This window comes from Embleya sp. AB8, from assembly GCF_049739465.1.
In the GTDB taxonomy this organism is placed as follows: Bacteria; Actinomycetota; Actinomycetes; order Streptomycetales; family Streptomycetaceae; genus Embleya.
In genome coordinates this window covers 101,187-120,009 of record NZ_JBMHHY010000010.1, presented here as the reverse complement: position 1 = coordinate 120,009, position 18,823 = coordinate 101,187, and the positions used below count along the sequence as shown (strand labels likewise).

The window sequence follows — 18,823 nt, the reverse complement described above, 5'->3', positions numbered from 1 at the left end:
TTCCCGCACGGTCTTGGCTCATGACTTGTCGCATGACCTGGCGCATGACTCGAACCCCTCGGAAAGCAAGCCGTTCCATCGGATGTGCGGTCGGGGATGCAGGGGGTGCCGCTCCACGGTCGCGTCGACGCCGTAGGCGCGCGCGATCGTTGTGGAGGTGAGCACCTCGGAGACGGACCCATGGGCCAACAGGCGGCCGTCGAGCAGCACGGCGACGTCGTCGCAGTAGGCGGCGGCGAGTTCGAGGTCGTGCAGGGCCGCGACGGTGGTGATACCGAGCCCGCGCACGGTTTCCAGGAAGCCGAGCTGGTAGCGCAGGTCGAGGTGGTTGGTGGGCTCGTCCAGCAGGAGCACCCCGGGTTCCTGTGCCAAGGCGCGGGCGAGTTGGACTCGCTGGCGCTCGCCGCCGGAGAGGGACGACCAGGTCCTGTCGAGCAGCGCGCCGACATCGGTGGCGGCGGCGGCCTCGGCGAGCACGGAATGCTCGTGGGCGGTCGCGGGGCCCGGCAGCACGGGCCATCGGCCGCGGTGTGGCGTGCGCCCCAGGTCGATGACCTGGCGGGCCGTCAGTGGCAGCGCGGTGTCGGCCTGTTGTTCCATGAAGGCCACCTGTCGCGCACGTCGGCGGGCCGGGAGGGCGTACAGGTCGCCGCCGTCGAGCAGGACACGGCCCGTCTGCGGCCGGCGCAGTCCGGCCAGGGCCCGCAGCAGCGTCGTCTTGCCGGCACCGTTGGGCCCGAGCAGGCCCGTCGTCCTGCCGGGGGCGAAGCCGAGCGTCACGTCCGTCAGCAAGGTGGCGCCGTCGACGCGCACGCCGACGTTTTCGGCATCGAGCCCCATCGGGTTCACCACGATCACGGCCGACTCCCCGTCGCCCGCCTGCCGGCTGCCTGGCGCCACAACAGCCATGCGAAGAACGGCGCGCCGAGTCCGGCGGTGACGATGCCGACGGGAATCTCCTGGTCCGGGAGCACCGAGCGCGCCACGATGTCGCTGCCCACCAGCAGGGACGCACCCACAAGTGCGGACATGGGCAGCAGGAGGGCATGGCGCGGGCCGCACACCAGGCGGACGACGTGCGGCACGACCAGACCCACGAAGCCGATGACGCCGGTGTTGGCGACCAGGCATGCGGTCACCAACGCGGCGGCGGCGATCAGGGCCCAGCGGGTACGTTCGACGTGGACGCCGACGGAACGGGCCGCGGTCTCGCCGAACGCGAACGCGTCCAGGTCCCGGGCGGCCGCGACCATGACCACCGTGCCGACGACGGCCACCGCGGCCAGGAAGACGGCCGTGTTCCACCGCACCCCGGCCACCGAACCCAGCGTCCACTCCATGACGCCGCGGGCGGCGTTGCGGTCGCCGAGGACGAGCACGACGAACGAGGTGTACGCTCCGCACAACTGCCCCACCGCGATGCCGGCCAGCACGGTCCGCGAGGCCGGCAGGGTCCGGCTGTGCGCCCCGGCGAGGGCCAGCACGACGAGGACGGCCAGCAGTGCGCCGACGAAGGCGGCAGCCGGGAGCGCGCCGATCACCGCGGTGCCGGAGACTCCGACACCGAGGACGATCACGGTGACCGCGCCGACGGCGGCGCCGTTGGAGATCCCGAGCAGGTAGGGATCGGCCAGGTCGTTCCCGGTCAGGGTCTGCAACACCGCGCCGCACACCGCGAGTCCCGCGCCGGTCGCGGCGGCCCCCAGGACTCGCGGCAGCCGCAGCTGCCAGATGATCCGGTCGTCCAGCGGTGTGACGTCGGAGCCACCGAGACCGAGCCGGCGCAGCACCACTTCGGCCACGACCTGCGGCGGCTCGTGGACCGATCCCACGGCGAGGCCGAGCAGCACGGTGAGCAACAGCAGGAGCGCGGCAACGGCCAGGGCCACCGCCGCACGACTCGCGCTTGCGAGCCGTGCGGCGGGACGATCCGGCACGGTCATGAACGTGGGGCCAGGCTGCTCAGGCCGGCCGAAACCCGGACGGCACCGTCGGCGAGCAGCACGCCGGGGGTCGATTCGGAGAACGGCACGACCACGAACGCACGGTGCCGGACGGCGCTGAGCTTGCTCAGCACCGGGTCGTGTTCGAGGTAATCGATCTTGGACTGCGCGGTGTCCCAACCGGCGTCCGCGAGCACGATGACGTCCGGGTCCGCCGCGACCACCTGCTCCCAACTCGCGTTCTGCCAGTCACCGGGCAGCGTGCCGAAGACGTTGTGGGCACCGACGGCGTCGAGCACGAGCTGGGGTCCGCCGTGGCCGGCGCCGACGTACGGGGTCTTCGTGCCCGAGTCGTACCAGAACACGTTCAGGCCCTTGCCCGCCGACTTGGCCGCGAGTTCGGCAAGTTGCTGCTGCTGCGCGTCCCGGATGGCGGCAGCGCGCGGTGCGACACCGAACACCTCGGCGACGTCGCCCAGTTCGTCCCACACCGCCTGGAAGGACACCGGCGCCACCTGCTTGTTGTCGGCGCAAGCCAGCGGCGACAGGTAGGTGGTGATGCCCTGGGAACCCAGCTCGTCCCGCGTGCCCGCCACCTTGTCGGTGAACGCGCTGGAGTAGGAGGCGTAGAGGAAGTCCGGGCGCGCCGCGAGGAGTTTCTCCTTGGTCGGGTACTTCTCGGAAAGCACCGGGACGGTGTCGTAGGCCGCCTTCCATTTCGCCGGGACCGCGTCGTCGAGGTACGCCGTTCCGGCCATTCGGGTCTGCAGGTCGAGAGCCAGGGCCACTTCGGTGGCGCCCTGGTTGAGGGTGACCAGCCGGCTCGGCGGTGCCGCGACGGTCGTGGTGACACCACACCTGCTCACGCTCACCGGCGCCGGGTGACTGCTCCCGGCCGCCGCGGCGGGCTGGTCGGCCGCAGGCGCACCCGTACACGCACCGAGCGCACCGACGAGCAGGAGCGCCGCGGCGGCGAGGCCGGCGCGCGTCGAGCGCGGGGCGCGCGCGGGACGTATGGAACGTTCGGATCGAAACGGGCGCAGGGGAGCGCGAGTCACGTGTTCTCCAACCCTCGTGGAACATGTCGCGCCGTGGCCGGTCTCCTGGCTTCCGCATCGACGCTCCGCGGCCGGCCTTCCCGGTTGGCTCGTTTCCGATCCACCCAGTGGCCCTGACCGCTCCGGGAGCCGTCAGCGAGGGCCGCGGGACTCCGCGGCTACAGTGGCGAGGGCCGCGCCGGCTTGGACCGGCTTCCCGTACACCACGGCGGCGCCAAGCTACCAAACCGCTCGTAGTGCCTCATCGGCGGGATCAACACCTTCGGATACGTCGACCCGGCTTCACCGGCCGGCCGGGGTGGTGCTGTCGAGTAGGGCTCGGACCGTCGGGGGCCACGGGCGGGACGGCGGGCCCGACAGGGTCAGGCGGCGGTGGACCGATGGCTTCAGGGGCACCAGGACGACGCCGGGCGGCAGCATGTGCCGGGCCAGGTCCGGGACGACGGACACGCCGAGGCCGTCGCCGACCATGGCCAGCAGGGTGGCGAACCCACGTATGCGTGGCGGCGGAACGTACGGGGTGCCGCCGAGCCGGTGCAGTTCACGCAGGTAGGGCTCACAACCGCCGTCGGAGAGCAGGAAACGATCGTCGTCCAGGTCGGACAGGGTGATCGAATCCTCCTGGGCCAGCGGGTGGTCGGCCGGCAGCGCCGCGCGGAATTCGTCGCGCAGCAGTGGCACCGCGCCCTCGGGTACCGGGTCGGCGTCGACCAGTACGGCGAGGTCGGCGGTGCCGTCCGCCAACCAGCCGGCCACCTCGGCGTCCTCGCCTTCGAAGACGCGCACCCGGATCCCGGAGTGCGCCCGACCCCACCGGCGGATCAGTCCCGGGACAAGTCCCCGGCAGGCCGTGGGGGTTGCGGCCAGCAGGACGGTGCCCACCGCGCCGGCCCGCTCACGGGCGGCGAGGGTGACCACGGCGTCGGCCGCCGCAACGGCGCGTCGCGCGTGCGGCAGGACCAGTTCGCCCAGCGGCGTCGGCCGCGCGCCCGGAGCGCCGCGATCCACGACGGGTGCGCCCAGCGCCCGTTCCAGGGCGGCCACGGCGTGCGAGACCGCGGACTGACTGATCCCCAGCGTCGTCGCGGCCGTGCCGAATCCGCCGGTGTCCAGGACCGCGACCAAGGCCCGGAGTTGCGCGAGGTTGACGGCCATGAGGAAGCCTCATCTCCGATGAGCGAAGCGTGTTGGACCCGATCATCGTCGGCCGCCCACACTGGTGTCCACGCCCACCAGCCCGGAGGACACCTTGATCGAATGCTCCCGCGCCGACCTGCCACAGCACCGGGCGGCCCTCGTCGACCTGCTGCTGCACCTGCACGACCGGGCGGAAGTCGGCTCCCGCTACGGTGCCTTCCGGATCGTCTCCGCGGCGGGCAGGCCTTGGGCCGTCTCCGAATTCGGAGCCCGGTACTACGAAGAGGGTGTCCCCGTACACCTGATCGTCGGCCTCTCCACCGGCGCCCATGTCACGGTGACCGCCCACCGGGTGAGCGCCACCCGGCCGGACGCCATGGATGCCTTCTTCGACCCGGACCCGATACCGCCGACGGACCCGATCAGGCAGTGGCTGGCACAGCCGGCCGACCGGCCGGACCCCACCCCGATCTCGGTGGACCGGCCCGACCTACTGGAACGCTTCGCCGCCGCCGACCTGGTCCGCCGGGACCACCCGCACCTCGCGCCGGAACGATCCCCCACCCCGGCACCGACCTTCCCCCACCACCCCTACGCCGAGATCGTCGCCGCCACGCCCGGGCACTCGATCGCGGGCGAGGTACTGTTCGGCCGCACGGTCGCCGGTGTCCCCACCGCCTTTCGCAACAACTGACCCGACGCACGGCGCGTTGCCTCTCGTCGCCCCGGGGACACCCGCGCCGGGGCCCTCATCGGCGGTGGGGCGTGGGCCCGGAATCCGTTGGCGCGGCGTCGCGTTCGGCCCGGGGAGACGGGGTCCGGGCAGTACACCGAGCGGCGTACTGCCCGGACACGTGTCGGCGCGCCACCGTCAGAGACGGTTCCACGTGTCGGTCAGGGCGGCGCGCAGGATGTGTTCCATTTCGTCGAAGTGTTGCTGTGTACAGATCAGCGGCGGGGCCAGCACGATGACGGGGGCTTCGCGGTCGCCGACTCGGCAGTGCAGGCCGGCGGCGTAGAGGTCGCGGGAAAGATGGCCTGCCAGGAGTCGTTGGCACTCCTCTCCGTCGAAGGTTTCCTTCGTGGCCCGGTCCTTGACCAGTTCGATGCCGTAGAGGTAGCCGGTGCCGCGGATGTCGCCGACGATCGGCAGTTCGTAGAGCTTCTCCAGGGTGGCGCGGAACGCGCCCTCGTTCGCCAGGACGTGGTCGAACAGCCCTTCCCGCTCCAGCACATCCAGGTTGGCCAGGGCCACGGCCGTGGAGAGCGGGTGGCCGCCGAAGGTGTAGCCGTGCACGAACATGATGCCCTCCTGTTGGAAGGGCTCGGCGATGCGGTCGGACAGGACCACCGCGCCCAGGGGGGCGTACCCGCTGGTGAGGCCCTTCGCCAGCAGGATGACATCGGGTTCGCAGCCGAACCGGTCGCCGCCGAACATGTGGCCCAGCCTGCCGAAGGCGCTGACCACCTCGTCGGCGATGAGCAGGACGTCGTGGGCGTCGCAGATCTCCCGTAGCCGCCTGAGGTATCCGGGAGGCGGCACGAGCGCGCCGCCGTGGGTCTGCACCGGTTCCACGAACACCGCGGCGACCGAATCCGGTCCTTCCAGTTCGATCGTCAGGGCGATCTGCTCCGCCGCCCAGGTCCCGAGTTCCTCGGCGGCCAGCGGGGAGCGGTAGCCGTTGGTGTTGGGCACCGCGCGGGCGCCGGCCACCAACGGCTCGAAGAGTTGCTGCACGATGGGTACGCCGCCGATCGCCATCGCGGCGTGGGTGCTGCCGTGGTACGAACCAGCGCGGCCGATCACCTTGTACTTGTTGGGCCTGCCGGTCATCACGAAGTACTGCTTGGCCAACTTGAGCGCGGTCTCGGTCGCCTCGCTGCCGCCGGTGGTGAAGAAGACGCGGTTGAGGTCGCCCGGTGCGGCCGCCGCCAGGCGGGCGCCGAGTTCGATGGCGGTGGGGTGGGCGTGGCCGAGCAGCGGGAAGTACGCGAGTTCGGCGGCCTGTTTGGCTGCCGCCTCGCCGAGTTCGGCGCGACCGTGGCCGATGTGCACGCTGTAGGCACCGGACACCCCGTCCAGGTAACGACGTCCGCGTTCGTCCCACACGTAGGGCCCCTCACCCCGGACGATCACCGGCACCGGCTCGCGCGTGTAGGGCGTGTAGTGCAGCAGCAGGTGGTCACGCGCCTTGATCTCGAGGTCGGTGAGTGAGTGGTCGGGGAGCATTGTCTTGGTGCTCAAGGAAACCTCCGGAGGATGGCGACGGGAACTCTGCCCGGTGCCCGATGTCGGCCTCGGTCGGACCACTGGGGTTACTCGTTCAGGTGTGTTCGTCGGGTGATTCGGGTGATTCGGGGGACTCGCCGGCACCGCCGATCCGGGTGCCGAGGTAGCGGGCGAGATCTTCCGGGGTGCTGTGGTCGTAGACCACGGTGGCGGGCAGGGTGATCCCGGTGGCGGCGGACAGCAGGTCGCGCAACTGCACGGCGCCCAGCGAGTCGACGCCTAGGTCGAGGAACGCCCGCTCCGGCGCCACCTCCAGGAGGGTGTCGTGACCGAGCACGGCGGCGGCGTGCGCGCACACCTCTTCCACCAGCGCACGGCCGAGTTCGGCGCGGGGAAGCGCGGTGATCCGCCGGGTGAAGTCCGCCGGGGACCCGGCGTGTTCGACCGTCGCGACCACCGGATCGACGACGGTGTCCACCGCCACCGCTCGGGCGCGGTCCGGTGCGTCGAGCCAGAAACGTCGGCGCTGGAACGGGTATGTCGGCAGGTCGACCACGGAGGGGTCGTGCCGGGCGAAGAACGCCGCCCAGTCGACCGCGTGCCCGTGCGCGTGCAGCTCCGCCGTGGCCGCGACGAGGGAGTCCGGCTCGAACCGGTGGGCACGAAGGGCGGGCACACCGACGACCCCCGGCCGGACGCACTCCCGCACCATCGGCGTCAGCACGCCGCTCGCGCCCAGTTCCAGGTAGCCGCCCGCGCCCCGGCCCGCCGTCCACCCGACGGCGTCGGCGAACCGCACGGTGGTCCGGGTGTGCCGAACCCAGTACTGCGGTGACGACAACTCCGCCCGGGTCACCGGCCGCCCGGTCACGCTCGACACCAGCGTCGTCGCGGGGCTCAGCCACGGGGCGCCCGCGGCCAGGTCGGCGAACTCGGCGAGCACCGGCTCCACCAGGTGCGAGTGGAACGCGTGCGCCACCTCGAGCCGGCGCACCCGCCGGCCCTGTCGATGCCAGTGGGCCGCGGCCTCCGTGACGGGCCCGTGGGCGCCGGCGAGGACGACCCAACCGGGGCTGTTCACCGCCGCCAGCTCGACCGCGTCGGTGAGCGAGTGGGTGATCTCCGCCTCGCCCGCCTGTACCGCGATCATCACGCCGCCGCCGGGCAGGGACCGCATCAACGCACCTCGGGCGGCCACCAGGGCTACCGCGTCGCGCAACGCGAGCGCGCCGGCCAGATGTGCCGCCGCGAACTCGCCGACCGAGTGGCCGATCCACCAGCGCGGCCGGAGGCCCCACCGGGCGAACAACCGGCCGAGGGTGACCTGCAGGACGAACAACGCCGGCTGCGCCCACCCGGTGCACGTCACGTCGCCGCCGGACCACAGGAACTCGCGCAGCCCCGGCCCGGTGAACTCCTCCGCCACCGCGCACACCGCGTCCCACTCGCGGGCGAACTCCGGACACCCCTGGTGGGCGTCCCGCCCCGCGCCGGGACGCAGGCCGCCCTGCCCCGCCAACACGCCCACCAGGCCACCGCGCGCGGCCTTCCCGGAGAGCACGTTCGGGGCCGGCTCCCCGGCGGCGAACCGGGACAGCCCCGCCACCAGTTCGTCCCGGGTGCGGCCGAGCACGACCGCCCGGTGCGGCAGGTCCGCCCGGGTCCGGGCCAACGACCAGCCGACGTCCGCCGGGCGCGCGCCGGTCGAGGTGTGTCGCGCCACCCGATCGGCCACCGCGCGCAAACCCGCCTCGGAACGGGCGGAGACCACCCACGGCACCAGGGACCGGTCGTCCGCCGGGGACGGCAAGTCGGCCGCCGCCGGCGGTTGTTCGAGCACGACGTGGGCATTGGTCCCGCTCACGCCGAACGCGGAGACGGCGGCCCGCCTGGGCCTGCCGGTGTCGGGCCACGGGGTGTTCCCGGTGAGCAGGGACACCGCGCCGGCGGACCAGTCGACGTGCGGGGTGGGCGCGTCCACGTGCAGCGAGCGCGGCAGCACCCCGTGTCGCATGGCCAGCAACACCTTCACGATTCCGGCGATCCCCGCAGCGGCCTGGGTGTGCCCGATGTTCGACTTCACCGAGCCCAGCCACAACGGCTCGCCGTCGCGTTGCCCGTACGTGGCCAGCAGGGCCTGCGCTTCGATCGGGTCGCCGAGCCTGGTCCCGGTGCCGTGCGCCTCCACCACGTCGACGTCCGAAACGGACAACCCGGCGTCCGCCAGCGCGGCCCGGATGACCCGTTGTTGCGCCGGACCGCTCGGCGCGGTCAGGCCGTTCGACGCGCCGTCCTGGTTCACCGCCGACCCCCGCAGCACGCCCCACACCCGGTGGCCGTTGCGCAGGGCGTCGGAGAGCCGTTCGAGGACGACGACGCCCACGCCCTCGCCCCACGCGGTGCCGTCCGCGCCGGCGGCGAAGGACTTGCACCGGCCGTCGTGGGCGAGTCCCCGCTGCCGACTGAACTCGACGAACGACATGGGGGTGCACATCACCGTCACGCCACCCGCCAACGCGAGATCGCACTCGCCCGCCCGCAGCGACTGGCGGGCCAGGTGCACGGCCACCAGCGACGACGAACACGCGGTGTCGACAGTGACGGCGGGACCCTCCAGCCCCAGCGCGTACGACACCCGACCGGACGCCACACTGCCCGCGTTGCCGGTCAGCGCGTACCCCTCCAGGTCGGCGGGCACCTCGCCCAGCCGGGCGAGGTAGTCGTGGTAGACGACACCCGTGAACACGCCGGTCCGGCTGCCCCGCAGCGACGACGGGTCGACCCGGGCCTGTTCCAGCGCCTCCCAGGAGGTCTCGAGCAACAACCGGTGCTGCGGGTCCATGGCCAGCGACTCGCGCGGCCCGATGCCGAAGAAGCCGGCGTCGAAGTCCGCCACGCCGGCCAGGAATCCGCCCGAACGCACGTAGGTACGGCCCGCCCGCGCCGGGTCGGGGTCGAACAGCGACGCCAAGTCCCACCCGCGGTCGGTCGGGAAGCCGCAGATGCCGTCCCGACCGGACACCACGAGGTCCCACAGGTCCTCCGGCGACGCCACTTCGCCGGGATAGCGGCAGCCGACGCCGACGACCACCACCGGGTCGTCCGCCGCGCCCGGCCCGGAAACCGGCGTGGGATCCAGTGTCCGGTCGCCGAGCAGCACGTGCCGAACGTGCTCGGCGAGCACGGCCGGCGTCGGGTGGTCGAACACGAGCGTCACCGGGAACGCCGTCGCGGTGACGGCGCGCAGCCGGTCGCGGAACCGCACGGCGGTGAGCGAGTCGAAGCCGAGATCACTGAACGGCCGGTCGACGCCGATGGCCCCCGGGTCGGGGTGGCCGAGCACTGCGGCCGCCGCGTCCCGCACGAGGTCGAGCAGCACCCCGGTCCGCTCCTGCTCCGGCAATGCCTGGAGGCGGTCGCGCAGCGTGTCGCCGGACTCGGGGACGGCGGGCCGCGGCGTCTCGGCCACGACCTCGCCGATCACCGGGGAGTGCGCGGCGCCGTGGACCCGGCTCCAGTCGACGTCGGCCACGACGGCGTCCTCGGCCCACACCGACCGGTGCAGCGCGGTCAACGCCACCTCCGGGGCAAGCGGCGTCAGGACGTGCGCCTGGGCCGGCGGCAGCGCTGCTCCCCGCCACGGTCCCCAGGCGATACCGACGGCGTGCCGCCCCCGCGTCCTCCGGTGGGCCGCGTAGGCGTCGAGCACCGCACCGAACGCCGCGGTCAGGCCGAAACCCGGCGCGCCGAGGGTGCCCGCCGGCGAGGAGAACAGCACCAGGGGCGCATCCGGCGCCAGGTCGTCGAGCCGACGCAACGTACGGTTCAGGTCCTCGAGGCGCCGCCGAACGTCGTCGGGGTCCAGGTCGGCGAGTCGCACAGGGTCGAAGGCGCACCCGGTGTGCACCACGGCGGTCGGCGCGGACGCAACGCCCACGACGGGATCCGCCCCTCGTTCGGCGAGCCAGTGCACGACCTCGTCGGTGGGGCCGTCGCCGACCACGAGCACGGGACCGTCCGGTGTCCAGGCCGGCACCCGGTCCGCCAGCGGCGCGCGCACCAGCCGGGGTACGAACACCCCGGACGCGCGGACCGCGAACTGGTTCTCCCCGCCCGTCCCGCCGAGCAGGGCCGCCAGCCGTCGTACGGCCGGTTCGTCCGGCTCGGGGGGCAGGTCGACCAACCCGCCGAAGCACTCGGGCCGTTCCAGCGCGGCGGTCCGGCCCAGTCCCCACAGCGCCGCCTGGTCCGGATGCTCGGACCGGTCCCAGCCCCCCACGGCGACCGCCCCGATCGTCGCGTGCCACACCGGGACACCGCTCGCCGCGAGGGCCCGGAGGAGGAGTAGCGTCGCGCCGGCCTCGCCGAGGAAGGACAGCACACGGTCGGCCCCCCGGTCCGCGAGTTCCGCGAGGTCCGCGAGGTCCGCCGGGAACTCCGCCGCCGTCACGTTGGCGCCGTGCGCACCGAGCACCCGCACGGTTGCGGTCACCCACGGTGCCGCGGCGAATCCCGCGGGATGCGCCACGAGCCAGGTGCCGCGTGGCGGGGCGGTGGGCAGGTCGGTGGCCGACCGCCAGCGCAGGCGGTAGCGCAAGCGGTCCACGACCTCGACCTCCCGCCGTTCCCGCCGCCACGCGGTCAGCACCGGCAGGGCTGCGGCCAGGGCCCCGCAGTCCTCCCCCGTCGCACCGAGCGCCGCCGCCAACGCGGCCGGATCGCCGGTGTCCACGGCGTCCCAGAACGCGCGGTCCTGGACGCCCGTGGGCCGTTGCGGGAGGTCCAGCCAGTAGCGCCGGTGTCGGAACGGGTACGTCGGCAGCTCGACCAGCCGGCGGTTCCCGAAGACGCCGTACCAGTCGACCGGGTGGCCGTGCGTGTAGAGCCGGGCGAGCGAGGTCAGCAGCTCCGGCAGACCGTCGCGGTCGCGCTGCAGCGAGCCGACGACCAGCGGCTCCCGGTCGTCCAGGGCCTCCCGCACGGCGGGCACCAGGACGGGGTGTGGGCTCACCTCCACGAAGGTCCGGCGCCCGTCCGCCCAGGCCGCCTCCACCGCGTCGGCGAACAACACCGGCTCCCGCAGATTCCGGAACCAGTAGTCGGCGTCCAACCCGCCACCGCGAACCGGCCCACCGGCCGAACCGGAGTAGAACGCGGCGTCGCCGTCGACCGGGGCGAGCCCGGCGAGCGCCGCCAGCAACTCCTCCCGGACCGCGTCGACATGATGGGTGTGCGACGCGTAGTCCACCGGCAGCCGCTTGACCCGGACACCCTCCCCGGCCCAGTGGTCGATCGCCTCCCGCAACGCCCCGACCTCACCCGAAACCACCACCGACCCCGGCGCATTCACCGCCGCAACCGACAACCGACCCGCCCAACGCACCAGATCGGCACGCACCCGCTCCACCGGGGCGGCCACCGCCGCCATCCCACCACCGCCGGCCACACCGGCCAACAACCGCGAGCGCACCGCCACCACCCGCGCCCCGTCCTCCAGCGAGAGCACACCCACGGCGCACGCCGCCGCGATCTCACCCTGCGAGTGCCCGACCACCCCGGCGGGCTCGACACCCCACGAGCGCCACACCGCCGCCAACGAAACCATCACCGCCCACAAAACCGGCTGCACCACATCCACCCGCGACAGCGCACCCTCGTCGTCCACCACCTCGGACAACGACCACGACACCCACGCCCCCAGCGCCCGCTCACACTCCACCCACCGCCGAGCGAACACCTCCGACGACCCGAGCAGATCCCGAGCCATCCCGACCCACTGACCACCCTGACCCGGAAAAACCCACACCACCCCGCCATCGGCGGCACGGCGGCCGGTCACGACCGCGTCGGTGTCGTCCCCGGCCGCCAACAACCGCAGCCCGGCGAGCAGTTGCGCCCGGCTCGACCCGACGACCGCGGCCCGGTGATCGAGCCCACCGCGGCCGACGGCCAACGACCACCCGATGTCCGCCGGCGACCCTTCAAGGTGGTCTTCCCGCCCGAGGTACTCGGCCAGTTGCCCCGCCACGGCCCGCACACCCTCCTCGGACCGGGCGGAAACCACCCAGGGCACCGGCCCGTCGTCCGCAGTGGACTCGCCGGGCGCATCACCCTCCTCCAGGACGAGGTGTGCATTCGTGCCGCTGATCCCGAACGAGGACACCGCGGCCCGGCGCGGCCGACCGGTCGACGGCCAGTCGACGTTCCCGGTCGACAACGACACCGCGCCCGTCGACCAGTCCACCTCGGCCGACGGCTGTTCGCAGTACAGCGACTGCGGCACCACCCCGTGCCGTATCGCCATCACGGCCTTCACCACGCCGGCCACCCCGGCGGCGGCCTGGGTGTGCCCGATGTTGGACTTCACCGACCCCAGCCAGACCGGCGCACCAGCCCGCTGCCCGTAGGTCGCCAACAGCGCGTGCGCCTCGATCGGATCACCGAGCCGCGTGCCGGTGCCGTGCGCCTCCACCACGTCGACATCCGCAGTGGACAGTCCGGCATCCTTCAGCGCGGCCCGGATCACCCGCTGCTGCGACGGACCATTCGGCGCCGTCAGACCATTCGACGCCCCGTCCTGATTCACCGCCGAACCACGCACCACCGCGAGCACCCGGTGGCCGTTGCGACGCGCGTCGGACAACCGCTCCAACACGACCACGCCCACACCCTCGGCGAAACCGGCGCCGTCGGCGTGGGCGGAGAACGGCTTGCACCTGCCGTCCGGGGCAAGACCGCGCTGCCGGGAGAACTCGACGAACGGCGCGGGCGTGGCCATGACCGTCACGCCGCCCGCGAGGGCCAGGTCGCACTCGCCGCTCCGCAACGACCCACCCGCCAGGTGCATCGCCACCAGCGACGACGAACACGCCGTGTCCACGGTCACCGCCGGCCCCTCCAAACCGAGCGTGTAGGACACCCGGCCGGACGCGACGCTGCCCGCGCTGCCCACGCCCAGCGTGCCCTCGAAGTCGCCGCTGGTGCCGTGGAACCGCCCGGCGTAGTCGTGGTACATCACCCCGGCGAACACCCCGGTCCGACTCCCCCGCAACGACGTCGGGTCGATCCCGGCCCGCTCCAGCGCCTCCCACGACGTCTCCAACAGCAGCCGCTGCTGCGGGTCGATCAGGAGGGCCTCGCGGGGCGCGAAGCCGAAGAACTCCGGGTCGAACGCCGCCGCGTCGGTGAGGAATCCGCCTTCGCGGGTGTAGCTGGTGCCGAGCCGGTCGGGATCGGGATCGAACAACGACGACAGGTCCCAGCCGCGGTCGTCGGGGAAGCCGGTGACGGCGTCCGTGCCGGTGACCACGAGCCGCCACAGGTCCTGGGGTGAGCGCACGTCGCCGGGGAACCGGCAGGCCATGCCGACGATCGCCATCGGCTCCGCCGCCGACCGGGCGGCGTCCTCCCCGGCCGGGGCCGCGGGTGCGAGTTCGGCCAGCAGGTGTTCGGCGAGGCGGGCGGGGGTCGGGTAGTCGAACGCGGTCGTGGTGGCCAGCCGCAATCCGGTCAGCGTGGCCAGCCTGTTCCGCAGATCCACCGCCATCAGGGAGTCGATGCCTGCCGCGGCCAACGTCCGGTCGGGCTGGACGGCGGCACCGGAGGCGTGCCCCAGTACGGCGGACACCTGCGCCCGCACCACCTCAAGCACGACGGCGACCTGCTGCCCGCGCGGCCGTCCGCGCAATCGCTCCGCCAAGTCCGGCCCGGTCGGCGCGGCCGGGCGCGCGGAGGGTCGCGGTTGGCGCACCAGGTCGCGCCATACGGCGGGCAGCATGTCTTCCCGCGCGCGAGTTCGCAGCGCGGGAAGGTCGAGCGCGGCGGCCAGGACCACGGGCTTCGAGCCCAGGAGCGCCGCGTCGAGCAACCTCAGGGCGTGCTCCTCGGTCAGAGCGGCGATCCCGGAACGCGCGATGCGGTCCCGGTCCGCCCCGGTGAGGTGCCCGGTCATCCCACCGGGCTGCTCCCACAGGCCCCACGCCACGGACACGGCGGGCAGCCCGCGGGCCCGGCGGAACCCGGCCAGCCCGTCCAGGAAGGCGTTCCCTGCGGCGTAGTTGGCCTGCCCCGGTCCGCCGAGCAGCCCGGTGGCCGAGGAGAACAACACGAACAGCGACAGGTCGAGGTCCTCGGTCAACTCGTGCAGGTGCCACGCGCCGTCCACCTTGGGCCGCAACACCGCGCTGACCCGCTCATCCGTCAGGTGCTCGACGAGGCCGTCGTCGAGCACCCCCGCCACGTGCACGACACCGCGAAGATCGGGGATCCCGGCGATCACCCGGCGCAGCGCGTCGCGGTCCGCCACGTCGCACCGCACGAACCGCACCGACCCACCGGAAGCGGCGAGCCGGGCCACCTCGGGGTCGGGTTCGGCCCGCCGGCTCGCCACCACCAAGTGCCGCACGCCCCACGCCCGGACGGCGTGCCGCGCCACCGCGGTGCCGAGCACCCCCGAACCGCCGGTGATCAGCAACGTGCCCGCCGGGTCCCACTCGACGACGCCATCGGCTGCCGGGACACGGGCCAATCGTGGTGCCCACCACGACCCGGCCCGGTACGCCAGTTCCGGCTCCGCCCCGGGCGGCACGTCGTCCCGGTCGCCGTCCACGAGGACGATCCGACCGGGATGCTCGGCCTGCACCGAGCGAATCAGGCCGCGGGCCGCGGCTGCGGGCAAGTTGGTGATCCGGTCTTCGTCGCCCACCGCGACCGCGCCCGAGGTGCGCACCACCAGCGGTCCGGCTTCGTCCCGGGCCAGCCGATCCCGGACCGCCGACAGGACGTCCCGCACGAGGGCATGCGTCGCGGCGGGCACATCGAGACCCGCGGGCGCGGTGCAGGTCAGGACCACCGACTCCGCACCGGGCGACGCGAGGGCCCGATCGGGCACCGGAACCCACCGGAGGGCGTACGAGCCGCCATCCGCGCCGGTCGACCGTGCGCGGTCGAGGGGCCGGAACACCAGCGACTCCACGCGCAGCCGTACCGAGCCCGTGTCGTCCACGGCGACCACCGAGACCTCGTCCGGCGCCACGAGGTCGACGCGCACCCGCAGCCGTGTGTGGCCCGCACCGGACACCGACACACCTCGCCAGGCGAACGGCACCACCGGGCCACCGCTCCCGACCCCCGCGAGGCCCGCGACGTGCAGCACGGCGTCCAGCAACGCCGGGTGCCACCCGAACCCACCGGCCACGCCGTCCGGCAGCGCGACCTCTGCCAGCACCACGCCGGCGTCGACCCGCCACGCGGCGCGCAGACCCCGGAACGTGGGCCCGTACTCGAACCCCGCCGCCGCCAACCCCGCGTAGACCTCCGCCACATCCGCCGGGGTTCCGTACGGCCAGGTGACGTCCGCCTCGGCCGGCCGATCCGCAGTCAGGGAGGCGGAGGCGTGCAAGGCCCATGCCTCTTCGTCCTCGGGGCGCGCGTGCACGCGGACCGCCGAGCCGGTGACCACCACCCGCACCTGCACACCGCGGTCCTCGGGCACGACGAGCGGTGCGTGCAGGGTGAGTTCGGTGATCGTGGGCAGCTCGACCCGCGCACCGACGAACGACACCACCTCGACGAACCCCGCACCGGGGAACAACACCGCCCCGTGCACCGCGTGATCGGCCAACCAGGGCTGGTCACGCGTGGACAGCCGTCCGGTGAACACCCACCCGTCCTCGTCCGGCACACCGATCACCGCACCCAGCAGGGTGTGCTCCACCGGCTCCAACCCCACCGACCCGAGATCGGCCGGCACGGCGGGCTCCAGCCAGAAGTGCCGGCGGGAGAACGGGTACGTCGGCAGGTCCACCACGCGTGGGGCGTGCGGGCGAAACACCGCCGCCCAGTCCACCGCGTGCCCCCGCACATACAACTCGGACAGCGAGGTCAACAGTTCCCGCAGACCGTCGCCGTCCCGTCGCAACGAACCCACCACCAACGCCTCGTGGTCGGCCGTCGTGTCCAGCAACGCCGGCACCAGGACGGGGTGTGGACTCACCTCGACGAAGGTCCGGTGTCCGGCGGCGGACGCCGCCTGCACGGCATCGGCGAACAACACCGGCTCCCGCAGATTCCGGAACCAGTAGTCGGCATCCAACCCACCACCACGAACCGGCCCACCCAACAGACCCGAGTAGCACACGACATCACTCTCGACCGGCGTGATCCCCGCGAGCTCGGCAAGCAACTCCTCCCGGACCGCGTCCACATGCTCGGTGTGGGACGCGTAGTCCACCGGCAGCCGCTTGACCCGGACACCCTCCCCGGCCCAGTGGTCGATCGCCTCCCCCAACGCCCCGACCTCACCCGAAACCACCACCGACCCCGGCGCATTCACCGCCGCAACCGACAACCGACCCGCCCAACGCACCAGATCGGCACGCACCCGCTCCACCGGCGCCGACACCGCCGCCATCCCACCGCGCCCCGCCAACCCGGCCAACAACCGCGAGCGCACCGCCACCACCCGCGCCCCGTCCCCCAACGACAGGACACCCGCAACACACGCAGCGGCGATCTCGCCCTGGGAGTGACCGATCACCGCGACCGGCTCCACACCCCACGACCGCCACACCTCCGCCAACGAGACCATCACGGCCCACAACACCGGCTGCACCACATCCACCCGCGACAGCGCGCCCTCGTCGTCCACCACCTCGGACAACGACCACGACACCCACGCCCCCAGCGCCCGCTCACACTCCACCCACCGCCGAGCGAACACCTCCGACGACCCGAGCAGATCCCGAGCCATACCGACCCACTGACCACCCTGACCCGGAAAAACCCACACCACCCCGCCATCGGCGGCGCCGTCCACCACCCCGGAGGCCACCACGAGGTCGTTCGGTTCGCCCGCGGCCAGCGACCGCAGCCCGGAGACGAGGTCTGCGCCGTATCCCAGGACCACCGCGCGGTGCGGCAGGCCGGCCCGACCGCGGGCCAAGGACCACCCGACGTCCGCCACGTGCGCGTCGCCGGCCGCGTCCGCCACGCGTGCCGCCACCGCCCGCAGATCCGCGGGGTTGCGGGCGGATACCGGCCACGGCAGCGGGCCGGGTGCCGCAGCGCCCGGCTCCGAGGCGTCGGACGGCTCTTCTTCCAGGACTTCCAGGACTTCCAGGTCTTCCAGGACGAGGTGCGCGTTCGTCCCGCTGATCCCGAAGGCGGACACCGCGGCTCTACGGGGGCGATCCGTCGCCGGCCAATCGAGATTTCCGGCCAGCAGCGACACCGAGCCCGCCGTCCAGTCCACGTCGGCCGAAGGTTGCGCGCCGTGCAGCGACTTCGGCAGCACGCCGTGCCGCATCGCCATGACCATCTTCACCACGCCGGCCACCCCTGCGGCGGCCTGCGTGTGCCCGATGTTCGACTTCACCGACCCCAACCACAGTGGCACACCGTCCCGTTGCCCGTAGGTCGCCAACAGGGCCTGCGCCTCGATCGGGTCGCCCAACGCGGTTCCGGTGCCGTGCGCCTCCACCACGTCGACATCCGCAGTGGACAGTCCGGCATCCTTCAGCGCGGCCCGGATCACCCGCTGCTGCGACGGACCATTCGGCGCCGTCAGACCATTCGACGCACCGTCCTGATTCACCGCCGAACCCCGCACCACCGCAAGCACCCGACGACCATTACGGCGCGCGTCGGACAACCTCTCCAACACCACCACACCGACACCCTCGCCCCAGCCGACGCCGTCCGCGCCCGCGGCGAACGGCTTGCACCGACCGTCCGGGGCAAGACCGCGCTGCCGGGAGAACTCCAGGAACGTCGACGGCGTCGCCATCACCGTCACCCCGCCGGCCAGTACCAGATCGCACTCGCCACTCCGCAACGACCGACCCGCCAGGTGCATCGCCACCAACGACGACGAACACGCCGTATCCACGGTCACCGCCGGCCCCTCCAGACCGAGCGTGTACGACACCCGACCGGACGCGACACTGCCCGCGCTACCGGTGCCGACGTGCCCCTCGAATCCGTCGGGGACACGCCCCAGCAGCCTGCCGCCGTAGTCGTGGTACATCATTCCGGTGAACACGCCGGTCCGGCTGCCGCGCACCGACGTCGGGTCGATCCCGGCCCGCTCCAATGCCTCCCACGACACCTCCAACAACAACCGCTGCTGCGGATCCATCGCCAACGCCTCACGCGGACTCACCCCGAAGAACTCCGCGTCGAACTCCGCGGCAGCGGCCAGAAATCCCCCGGCGCGGGCGTAGGTGCTGCCCGGCCGGTCGGGGTCCGGGTCGAACAGGGTCTCCAGGTCCCACCCCCGATCGGTGGGAAACGTCGACACCGCATCGCGGCCGGAGACCACCAGGTCCCACATGGCTTCCGGCGAGTCCACCCCACCCGGGAAACGACAGGCCATGCCCACCACGGCCAGCGGTTGCCCGTTCGCCGACTCGACGGCGGCCAGACGCCTGCGCGTCTCGTGCAGGTCGAGCGTCACG

Annotated in this window: 6 protein-coding genes, 2 pseudogenes and 1 riboswitch; of the genes and pseudogenes, 1 reads left to right on the top strand and 7 read right to left on the bottom strand. The window is 73.1% G+C overall.

What is annotated here, in order from left to right; genetic code table 11:
- Window positions 1-18 precede the first annotated feature (18 nt).
- The 4 genes from ABIA38_RS16135 to ABIA38_RS16120 all read right to left on the bottom strand — a co-directional run bounded on the left by ABIA38_RS16135 (window position 19) and on the right by ABIA38_RS16120 (window position 4,156).
- Complete coding sequence (locus ABIA38_RS16135; protein WP_424639327.1) at window positions 19-858, bottom strand: ABC transporter ATP-binding protein; 840 nt, start codon at window positions 856-858, stop codon at window positions 19-21.
- Window positions 855-1,943: a FecCD family ABC transporter permease gene (locus tag ABIA38_RS16130; RefSeq protein WP_424639326.1), complete on the bottom strand. Its 1,089-nt coding sequence runs from the start codon at window positions 1,941-1,943 to the stop codon at window positions 855-857. The genes ABIA38_RS16135 and ABIA38_RS16130 overlap by 4 nt, the downstream gene beginning before the upstream one ends.
- The gene (locus tag ABIA38_RS16125) at window positions 1,940-3,001 is read right to left on the bottom strand and encodes an ABC transporter substrate-binding protein (protein WP_424639325.1); all 1,062 of its coding nucleotides are present in this window, start codon (window positions 2,999-3,001) and stop codon (window positions 1,940-1,942) included. Before ABIA38_RS16125 ends, ABIA38_RS16130 begins: the two co-directional genes overlap by 4 nt.
- 18 nt (window positions 3,002-3,019) lie before the next feature.
- Window positions 3,020-3,224: riboswitch (cobalamin riboswitch) on the bottom strand.
- A gap of 59 nt (window positions 3,225-3,283) precedes the next feature.
- Entirely contained in the window at window positions 3,284-4,156 is an 873-nt protein-coding gene (locus ABIA38_RS16120; protein WP_424639324.1) for a LysR family transcriptional regulator, read from the bottom strand.
- Window positions 4,157-4,250: 94 nt separating this feature from the next.
- Here ABIA38_RS16120 and ABIA38_RS16115 point away from each other — a divergent pair, with 94 nt between their 5' ends.
- Entirely contained in the window at window positions 4,251-4,832 is a 582-nt protein-coding gene (locus ABIA38_RS16115; RefSeq protein ID WP_424639323.1) for a hypothetical protein, read from the top strand.
- A gap of 177 nt (window positions 4,833-5,009) precedes the next feature.
- Here ABIA38_RS16115 and ABIA38_RS16110 read toward each other — a convergent pair whose 3' ends face one another.
- From ABIA38_RS16110 to ABIA38_RS16100, 3 genes and pseudogenes are all read right to left on the bottom strand, one after another.
- Window positions 5,010-6,368, bottom strand: coding sequence for an aspartate aminotransferase family protein (locus tag ABIA38_RS16110; protein WP_424639493.1), 1,359 nt, complete (start codon window positions 6,366-6,368; stop codon window positions 5,010-5,012).
- Window positions 6,369-6,462: 94 nt separating this feature from the next.
- A pseudogene (locus tag ABIA38_RS16105) lies at window positions 6,463-7,878 on the bottom strand (acyltransferase domain-containing protein); the annotation flags it as partial.
- An 84-nt stretch (window positions 7,879-7,962) separates the two neighbouring features.
- Window positions 7,963-18,822 (bottom strand): annotated as a pseudogene (locus ABIA38_RS16100) (SDR family NAD(P)-dependent oxidoreductase); the annotation flags it as partial.
- Window position 18,823 lies beyond the last annotated feature (1 nt).